The sequence below is a fragment of the Vibrio sp. D173a genome, from assembly GCF_030248475.1.
The window spans coordinates 1-8,215 of record NZ_JAHGAH010000233.1 but is presented as its reverse complement, the minus strand read 5'-3'; the positions used below and the strand labels follow the sequence as shown (position 1 = coordinate 8,215).

General features: G+C 45.4%; 10 protein-coding genes and 3 pseudogenes. 10 read left to right on the top strand and 3 right to left on the bottom strand.

Going from position 1 to position 8,215, the window contains the following annotated elements; all coding sequences use genetic code 11:
• The 3 genes and pseudogenes from KIV40_RS21250 to KIV40_RS21240 all read left to right on the top strand — a co-directional run.
• Positions 1-218: transposase domain-containing protein (locus KIV40_RS21250; RefSeq protein WP_285351173.1), on the top strand; the 218-nt coding region annotated here is incomplete at its 5' end.
• Between the two features lie 242 nt (positions 219-460).
• Positions 461-724: pseudogene (locus KIV40_RS21245) on the top strand (DUF2956 family protein); the annotation flags it as partial.
• Between the two features lies 1 nt (position 725).
• The gene (locus KIV40_RS21240) at positions 726-1,046 is read left to right on the top strand and encodes a DUF4156 domain-containing protein (RefSeq protein ID WP_285351171.1); all 321 of its coding nucleotides are present in this window, start codon (positions 726-728) and stop codon (positions 1,044-1,046) included.
• 38 nt (positions 1,047-1,084) lie between these two features.
• On the opposite strand, the gene KIV40_RS21235 is transcribed toward KIV40_RS21240, so the two are convergent.
• Positions 1,085-1,372, bottom strand: coding sequence for a helix-turn-helix domain-containing protein (locus tag KIV40_RS21235; RefSeq protein WP_285351169.1), 288 nt, complete (start codon positions 1,370-1,372; stop codon positions 1,085-1,087).
• Between the two features lie 304 nt (positions 1,373-1,676).
• Here KIV40_RS21235 and KIV40_RS21230 point away from each other — a divergent pair, with 304 nt between their 5' ends.
• The 4 genes from KIV40_RS21230 to KIV40_RS21215 are packed head-to-tail and all read left to right on the top strand — an operon-like array spanning position 1,677 to position 4,120.
• Complete coding sequence (locus KIV40_RS21230; protein ID WP_005433033.1) at positions 1,677-2,027, top strand: ArsC family reductase; 351 nt, start codon at positions 1,677-1,679, stop codon at positions 2,025-2,027.
• 18 nt (positions 2,028-2,045) lie between these two features.
• Positions 2,046-3,182 carry a succinyl-diaminopimelate desuccinylase gene (gene dapE, locus KIV40_RS21225; RefSeq protein ID WP_010650096.1) on the top strand — a complete coding sequence of 379 codons (1,137 nt, stop codon included), beginning with the start codon at positions 2,046-2,048 and terminating at the stop codon, positions 3,180-3,182.
• Between the two features lie 39 nt (positions 3,183-3,221).
• Positions 3,222-3,920, top strand: coding sequence for a M15 family metallopeptidase (locus tag KIV40_RS21220; protein ID WP_285351174.1), 699 nt, complete (start codon positions 3,222-3,224; stop codon positions 3,918-3,920).
• Positions 3,917-4,120 (top strand): DUF2897 family protein, encoded by a 204-nt coding sequence (locus KIV40_RS21215; RefSeq protein WP_285351168.1) that lies wholly within the window; start codon positions 3,917-3,919, stop codon positions 4,118-4,120. The genes KIV40_RS21220 and KIV40_RS21215 overlap by 4 nt, the downstream gene beginning before the upstream one ends.
• Before the next feature lie 142 nt (positions 4,121-4,262).
• On the opposite strand, the gene bamC is transcribed toward KIV40_RS21215, so the two are convergent.
• Complete coding sequence (gene bamC / locus KIV40_RS21210; RefSeq protein WP_285351167.1) at positions 4,263-5,282, bottom strand: outer membrane protein assembly factor BamC; 1,020 nt, start codon at positions 5,280-5,282, stop codon at positions 4,263-4,265.
• Positions 5,283-5,348: 66 nt separating this feature from the next.
• Positions 5,349-6,227, bottom strand: coding sequence for a 4-hydroxy-tetrahydrodipicolinate synthase (gene dapA, locus KIV40_RS21205; protein ID WP_021018010.1), 879 nt, complete (start codon positions 6,225-6,227; stop codon positions 5,349-5,351).
• Positions 6,228-6,635: 408 nt separating this feature from the next.
• Between dapA and KIV40_RS21200 the strand changes: the two genes are divergently transcribed.
• The 3 genes and pseudogenes from KIV40_RS21200 to KIV40_RS21190 form a co-directional block, all read left to right on the top strand.
• Positions 6,636-7,178, top strand: coding sequence for a glycine cleavage system protein R (locus KIV40_RS21200; RefSeq protein WP_285351164.1), 543 nt, complete (start codon positions 6,636-6,638; stop codon positions 7,176-7,178).
• Between the two features lie 15 nt (positions 7,179-7,193).
• Positions 7,194-7,526: pseudogene (bcp, locus tag KIV40_RS21195) on the top strand (thioredoxin-dependent thiol peroxidase); the annotation flags it as partial.
• A gap of 92 nt (positions 7,527-7,618) precedes the next feature.
• Positions 7,619-8,215: pseudogene (locus KIV40_RS21190) on the top strand (site-specific integrase); the annotation flags it as partial.

The window sequence follows — 8,215 nt, the reverse complement described above, 5'->3', positions numbered from 1 at the left end:
CTGAACGCGCCATTAAACCGCTGGTCATTGGCAGAAAAAATTGGCTGTTCTCAAACACACCAAATGGTGCTGATGCGAGCGCGATGCTTTACAGCATCGTCGAGACAGCGAAAGCCAACGGCCTTATCCTCTACGACTACATGGTCAAGTGCATGAAAGAGCTCGCGAAAGCTGACCCTGATATCGATGCACTCCTGCCTTGGAACTTCAAACATTAACAACACCGCCCCGTGGGTTCATGGGGCGCATACGATTAATGTTGGTTGTAGCATGACTGCAGAAAACGAGTTTTTGTAAAGGATTTTTCAAGAAAAACAATTAAAATGAAGCTCCCTCTTTAGGTTGTTTACAGATTGCTTTATTTTTGTAAAAATCAAATACAATTAATTCACAATAAGTAATTGTGATAATTAATTTTATTTATAATTAGTTACCGCTTAACTTTGATTTCCTGTATTTAAGGGTAAAAGAGCAGACGAAACTGATCGCTCAGGGGATTGAAAAAGGCATCGTTCAGTACAAGAAACAGCAGAAGGAACGTAATCGACAAGCCGATAAAGCAAAGAAAAAGCAACAGAGAGAAAAACAGCGCCAAGTCGATGACGTCGTTGAACAAGATTCAGCAAACGTTGAAGCACCAACGAGCAAACCAGCTGTATTACCTTGGGCACTATTGGTTCTGAGCTGGATTGGTTTTTCGGCTTACATCGTGATGGGGAAATAATATGCAACGTTCTGTGATGATAGGAAGCATCGCACTAGCTTTGATAGGCTGTTCGTCACCGTCAACGCTACCGGCGGCATCAAGTGACGACGTTCAGATTCGGTTCAATCCGGAGCAATGCGAGTATTTAGGTGAAGTCACGGGCAGCGAAGGTCACTGGTACAGTTACTTGCTCTACACCAACGATGCCATGATGCATGGTGCGATGGCCGATTTGAAAAACAACGCCGCTTTGCTCGAGGCCGACACCGTTTACATGATCTCCCCACAAGACTTTGCTACTTCCTTCAGTGTGCTTGGTACCGCCTACCGCTGCCAATAAGCGTTTTCCAGACGTAAAAAAAGCCAGCAATTGCTGGCTTATGCACGAAATCCAAGACTGCTAGCGATATCTCCCTCTCGCTCAAGAACCCATTGACTGTCAAAAGGTCCCCAATCCGAAAGTTGGTAATAGCCGTCGTTGTGACGTCGACCATCTTGAATGAAGATGAGTTCGATGCCGATCCCCGGTAATGCCTTGAGTACATCTTGAATAGTACGACGAGGCCACCCCGTTCTTTCGATCAATTTTGGTACATTTGGCCTTTCTAGGTTTTCCACCAACAAGGCCAAATATAGCCGCCTTGCAAAAACAGGACTCAATTCCATTGACACCTCCTAAAATTGTGCTGATTCATTATTTCTTTTTTGCTCGGCGAGATGTTGCGTTTGATCAATAACTCGACTTTTCCGTGCTATTTAGCCAAGTTTTTTATCATTCTTATCGCTGTTTGGTGGAGGAATGAGCGACTGGGCACGGCCCAATAGAGCACTGACCTGTGAAATATTCGCCGCATGATTTTGTCACAGTGGTTGCTTCTTGATAGGATGCTTGAACAGCCAAAAACAATGCAAAATCGGGCGTTCCATAGCGCAAACCGATAAGTAAAGCACAAAGAGAAAAGGAAATAATATGACGATCACCATGTTCGGCATCCCAAACTGCGACACGATTAAAAAAGCCAAGAAATGGCTAGAAGCGGAAAACGTTGCTTTTGATTTTCACGACTACCGCAAACAAGGTATCGATGCGGCAATGGTGACTGAATTTTGTAACGCCCTAGGTTGGGAGCAAGTTCTGAACAAGCGTGGCACGACTTTCCGTCAGCTGACTCAAGAACAAAAAGATGCTCTTAACGAAGAAAATGCAATCGCGCTGTTAGTAGAAAACCCAGCGATGATTAAGCGCCCTATCTTGAAAGTTGAAGACCAACTTCATATTGGTTTCAAAGCAGACCAATACGCGACCATTTTTAACTCTTAATTAAAGGAACACTCAAGGATGACAGACAGTCCAGTACTGGCACTCGCTAAAGACCTGATCAGCCGCCAGTCCGTAACGCCTGAAGATGCAGGCTGTCAGGATGTAATGATCGAGCGATTAAAGGCGCTTGGTTTTGAAATCGAAGTGATGGTGTTTGAGGACACCACTAACTTCTGGGCTCGCCGTGGTACAGAAGCACCACTGTTTGCTTTTGCCGGTCACACCGATGTCGTACCAGCAGGCAAGCTAGAACAATGGGACACCCACCCATTTGAGCCGACTATTATCGATGGTTACCTTCACGGTCGTGGCGCCGCAGACATGAAAGGCTCGTTAGCGTGTATGGTCGTGGCGGTTGAGCGCTTTATTGCAGAAAACCCAGACCACAAAGGCTCGATCGGCTTCTTGATCACGTCAGACGAAGAAGGCCCGTTCATCAACGGTACGGTTCGCGTGGTTGAAACGCTAATGGATCGCGGCGAGAACATCGATATGTGTATCGTTGGCGAACCTTCAAGTACTGAAGTGGTTGGTGATGTCGTGAAGAATGGCCGCCGTGGCTCAATCACTGGCGATCTAACCGTGAAAGGCACTCAAGGCCACGTCGCTTACCCTCACCTAGCGAACAACCCAGTTCATCAGTCGCTTATGGCAATCCATGAATTAGCGACCACTGAGTGGGACCAAGGTAACGACTACTTCCCTCCGACTAGCTTCCAGATCCCGAATGTTTCGGCAGGTACTGGCGCGTCTAACGTGATTCCGGGTGAGTTTAACGTTCAATTTAACCTTCGTTTCAGTACTGAATTGAGCAATGAAGTGATTGTTCAACGCATCACTGAGACGCTGGATAAACACGAGCTAGACTACGATCTAAAGTGGACATTCAATGGCGACCCGTTCCTAACCGATACAGGTGCACTGCTTGATGCCGTCGTTGCGGCGGTTGATGAGGTGAACAGCACTAAGCCTGCACTTCTGACCACAGGTGGTACGTCTGATGGCCGCTTTATCGCGCGCATGGGCGGTCAAGTGGTTGAGCTTGGTCCAGTGAACGCGACGATTCATAAAGTGAACGAGTGTGTGAAAGTCGATGACCTAGAGAAATTGACCGACATGTACGAGAACACGCTAAAGCACTTATTGGCAAAATAGCGCCTGCGAGTGCAGCAAGTAGTATTTAACGAGAACACCATGACACCAGAGCAACTTACCGGAATCACCGATTCGCATCTTCAATCCACGTTAGTGGGTCAAAAGGCGTTTATGCTTCATCCAGAAGTCGTCGATGATTTGTTGAAGATGATTGAAGCCGCAAACAAAGCTGGCTTTAAGATGGAAATTGCCAGCGGCTTTCGCGATTTTCATCGCCAAAAAACCATCTGGAACGGTAAGTTTGCCGGTGACTTAACGATCTTAGATTCCCACTCCCAACCTTTAGACAAAGCGAAGCTCAATGATGAAGAAAAGCTGATGGCAATCCTGCGCTGGTCAGCTCTACCCGGCGGTAGCCGACATCATTGGGGTTGTGATTTTGATGTCTATGCGCGTAACTTGTTACCACCAGGCACGCAATTGCAATTGGAGCCGTGGGAATACTTAGAAGGTCATCAATTGGCGTTCTATCGATGGTTAGAAGCCAACCTAGATAGCTTTGGTTTTTTCTTCCCTTACCGACAAGATTTGGGTGGCGTGGCGATTGAACCTTGGCACATCAGTCATAAATCGGTTGGGCTACAATGCGTAACTCATCTGACGCCCGAAGTGCTGAGAAATCAGTTAATTGAGCAAAATCAGATCGACAGCATTGCAGGGATCGACGTCATATTGAATAATTTGGATAAGGTCGTTACCAAATTCATTCACAATATCACGCCGCCGGAGGCTCTATGATCGAATTACTAACCAACCCTTGGGTCATTATCATCATAGTGCTCAGCATCGTGGTAGGTAATCTCGCTGCTCTCAAGTACACCGCCAAAATGAAGTTCGGTCAGATGGATAAAGGTCGCAAGAACGATTTAGACAAACTGAACGAACTGGATAAAGAGCGCTACGATGAAAACGGAGAGAAGAAAGACGAATCTCGTTAACCTCTCTGTGAATTCAAGACAAGCTTGATACCACTTCAGGCGCTCTACCCCGTCGAGCATTCTCGTTAAAGCAAACAGCAAAAAGGGACCATTGAGGTCCCTTTTGTTTGTCTGTATCTAACTACTTAGCTATAGAGAGTAATTAATCTTTCACAACAGCAGCAAGTACTGGCGCCAGTGACTTCAAGAATTCCTCTTCTACTGGCTTACCAGCAGAGTCAGTAATGTTGATAGAAGTACGGTTACCCAAGTCACCAAGTAGGAAGGTGTACTCACCCGGAGCTAGGTCAACTGGCTTCACGCCGATGTCATTCCAGAACGCGTCATCTGGAGATGCGTACTTCGCAGTCACAGTACCTTGAGATTGGCTGCGCTCTTCAATCTTGAAGCCCATTTTAGGTAGCGTATCTGGTAGACGGTTCCAAACCACATTGTACTGAGCACGAGCAATGATCACTGGCAGACCGCTGCGGTCTTTACCCATAGTAATTGGGATGTGTTTCACGAGCTCTTGCGATTTACGCTGGGCTTCTTCGCGGACATGTTGGTCGTAACGAGCCGTCACCAAGTTAGTCATAAACACGTTGTAACGCTCACGGTTAGTACGTGTTACTTCTTTCACTTGGTTGCCTTCACGCCAATCAATCAAGCTTACTTTAAAGCCATGGCGACCGTTCATCTCACCACGAGTAATTTCGTAGCGGCTACCGATTTCCATGGCTTCATCAGGTGAGTTCCAAGTAACCCAGCCTGTCTCGATACGATTGTCCGTTTGGTTCTCTACCGGGACCTTGTTCTCTGAAACCATCTCTTGAACGGTTTGCCAAACTTTATCCAGTTCATCCTTGCGAAGCAGCCATAGTGTTACTTCACCGTCGCTACTGCGATCTAAGCGAGCACCAGGTATCAATTCCAATACTTGCTGCGGCGGACGAATATCCACTTCTTTACCAATACCACCAGCGTACTCACCTTGTGGGATACGGTAGTTAGGGTAAAACTGAGGAACAGCACCTGCCGGTACACTCCACTCTTCCAGAGCTGGTGTGTTCAAATACTCGAAGTCGTCCTTTGCTTGACGACGCTGGTTAGCACCACCTGAACAGGCAGTCAATACGAATACAGCTAGTGAACTTAACACTAACTGGCTTGAAAGCTTCATTTATTCTCCTAAAACACTGAGGGCCTACTTGCCCCCAGCATGAACTTCAATCCTAGCAACTCAATCTTAATAAATACCGGCATCTGTTAGCGCATGTTCCACGACTGGCTGCGATTTTTCAGAAAGTGGGGTCAAAGGAAGACGCAATTCACCTTCTTCAATCAAACCAAGCTTATGTGCTGCCCATTTTACTGGGATTGGGCTTGATTCCACGAATAGGTTTTTATGCAGAGTCATCAAACGTTCGTTGATCGCTTCTGCTTCGTCGAATTTACCTTCACTTGCCAAATGGAACATGTCTGCCATGTCTTTCGCTGCGATATTGTTCGTTACCGAGATAACGCCGTGACCGCCAAGTTTAACAAATTCTAGGCCAGTCGCATCATCACCACTTAGTAAGATAAAATCTTCGCCACAAAGTTCACGGTGAAGTGCAATTCGGCTCAAATCGCCTGTCGCGTCTTTCAGTGCCACGATATTATCAAGCTTTGACAAGCGTGCCACTGTCTCAGGAGACATATCTACTGCAGTACGACCCGGTACATTGTACAAAATTAGAGGTACGTCACTCGCTTCTGCGATTGCTTTGTAGTGTAGGAACAAACCTTCTTGAGTTGGTTTGTTGTAGTAAGGTGTTACGCTCAGGAAGCCAGAGATACCAGAATCAGCCAATAATTTGCTGAATGTAACTGCTTCGTGGGTCGCATTTGCACCCGTACCAGCAATCACTGGGATACGACCGTTTGCAAACTCAACGGTTTTATTTACGACCTTTACATGCTCTTCAATGGTTAGAGTCGCTGACTCACCTGTGGTGCCAACTGCGACAATACCGTCTGTACCTGCTTCAACATGGTACTCAACAAGCTTTTGTAAACTATCAAAGTCTACTTCACCATCTGCTTTTAGTGGTGTAATCAGCGCTACGATACTTCCTGAAAACATGTTTATCTCCCTCATTTTACTCTTTCTGCATGGTACTGTAATGCGATTAACAAACACAAGAGCGTAAACTCGCTTACAAAGTACAAATGAATGAATAATTATCAGTTGTTAGAGGTCTCGCAACTAAAATGTGAATTTTGTTCTCAATCCTAGCCATTCTGATAATTGTGTTTAATGGCGATACGCCGTGAGCAAGCTGAGCTCGCCACTCTAAATTAGGCGCGGAATATACTCTCTCGTCATGAGGCTCAAGTCAGCGTTGAGTGAATTAATAGAACGCCTCGCAAGCAAACTGTTCACTTAATCAACAAAGCGTTTTAACAAGTTTAAAAAAGAACTGACTCGACATTTCTGTGCTGTATCTGTGCTACCATCTCACTATTGAAAGAAAGGACAAGAAGCTCATTTATGAAGCAACATCTGGTACTTACAGCGGTTGGAAAGGATCGTCCGGGCATATGTAACCAAGTGGTTAAGCTCGTCACACAAGCAGGCTGTAACATTGTCGATAGCCGTATCGCTATCTTTGGTAACGAATTTACGCTTATCATGCTGCTTACTGGGAACGCCAGTAATGTCACTCGCGTCGAGACGCAATTGCCACTTCTTGGGCAAGAACACGACCTCATTACCATCATGAAACGCACGTCAGCACATGAGTTGCTCGACAACAGCTACACGATGGAAGTGTTCATTGAATCTGAAGATCGCATCAGCCTAACTGAAAAGTTCACACAGTTCTTCGCCGATAAACAGATTGGCCTACATTCTCTTAGTGCGCAAACCATCAGTAAATCAAAAATCCAATTGGATGCGGATCAGTTCCACATCGCGATCACCGCTTCAGTGAGCGCTGACTGCAATCTGATGCAACTACAAGAAGATTTCGATGAACTTTGTAACACGCTCAACGTACAAGGTTCTCTGAATTTCATTAAAAATAATCTATAAGTAAAGGACATAACCATGAATACGCTGACAGCAGGCTCGCCAGCGCCAGCCTTCTCTTTACTCGACCAAGATGGCAACACCGTTTCTCTTGGTGACTTTAAAGGCAAGAAAGTTCTGTTTTACTTCTACCCGAAAGCAATGACGCCGGGTTGTACCACTCAGGCAAAAGGTCTGCGTGATGTAAAAGCAGAGCTAGACGCACACAACGTTGTGGTATTGGGCGTAAGCATCGACCCAGTAAAACGCCTAGGTAAATTCATCGAACGTGATGAGCTGAACTTCACACTACTTTCTGATGAAGACCATGCAGTTGCTGACCAGTTCGGCGTATGGGGCGAGAAAAAGTTTACCCTTACAAATTTTTCATGACAAACAACCTTGATGTTTTTTTATGACAAATCTATCTTTGATATGTGGGTAACATATCGAGGATTTGCTTTGTGATAGAAACGCATGAAGAAAAATATTCTGATGTTTATGATGACTACCTATTGCTTCCCATAGAGGTAGATACATTAGCAAAGCTAAAAATTTCAGAGAGAATCAATACTGAATCTGGGGAGGTAACTAGCTCTCCCTACCTTTCCCCTTCCAATCTGGAATCTCGCCTAAAGAAAACCGATATCATCATTGCACCTGATGGGACGGTTGTTTACCCACAATCCCTATACCTCGTGTCTAAATTGCGTGGTGAAGGGAAAGTCAAAGACACTGGGTCGATTGCAAAAGGCTTATTGGCTTTTACTCGTTACTTGGATTCCACTCACCACTACCAAACTGATGAATATGGCGTGGAAATACCTCGTGAATATCTAACTCATAAAACCCTATCGAGATATGAAGAAGAAGGGGCACCTTGGCGATTTGCTCAGTTCCTACTTGCGAACTGCAATAATATTGAAGGTGCTAATGGCGATGAAGCTTTTAGTCTATCTACAGCAAGAAGTTATATGAGTGCCGTTCTTGGATTCTATAAGTGGATGCAAAAAAACGGCTACATCAAAAATGATGATCAGAATATTGTCACCCACTACGGC

What these genes read in the sequence shown, in the direction of transcription:
- KIV40_RS21230 (WP_005433033.1), top strand. Translation starts at nt 1,677, where the DNA reads ATGACGATCACCATGTTCGGCATCCCAAACTGCGACACGATTAAAAAA.
- dapE (WP_010650096.1), top strand. Translation starts at nt 2,046, where the DNA reads ATGACAGACAGTCCAGTACTGGCACTCGCTAAAGACCTGATCAGCCGC.
- KIV40_RS21240 (WP_285351171.1), top strand. Translation starts at nt 726, where the DNA reads ATGCAACGTTCTGTGATGATAGGAAGCATCGCACTAGCTTTGATAGGC.
- KIV40_RS21200 (WP_285351164.1), top strand. Translation starts at nt 6,636, where the DNA reads ATGAAGCAACATCTGGTACTTACAGCGGTTGGAAAGGATCGTCCGGGC.
- bamC (WP_285351167.1), bottom strand. Translation starts at nt 5,282, where the DNA reads ATGAAGCTTTCAAGCCAGTTAGTGTTAAGTTCACTAGCTGTATTCGTA.
- KIV40_RS21235 (WP_285351169.1), bottom strand. Translation starts at nt 1,372, where the DNA reads ATGGAATTGAGTCCTGTTTTTGCAAGGCGGCTATATTTGGCCTTGTTG.
- dapA (WP_021018010.1), bottom strand. Translation starts at nt 6,227, where the DNA reads ATGTTTTCAGGAAGTATCGTAGCGCTGATTACACCACTAAAAGCAGAT.
- KIV40_RS21215 (WP_285351168.1), top strand. Translation starts at nt 3,917, where the DNA reads ATGATCGAATTACTAACCAACCCTTGGGTCATTATCATCATAGTGCTC.
- KIV40_RS21220 (WP_285351174.1), top strand. Translation starts at nt 3,222, where the DNA reads ATGACACCAGAGCAACTTACCGGAATCACCGATTCGCATCTTCAATCC.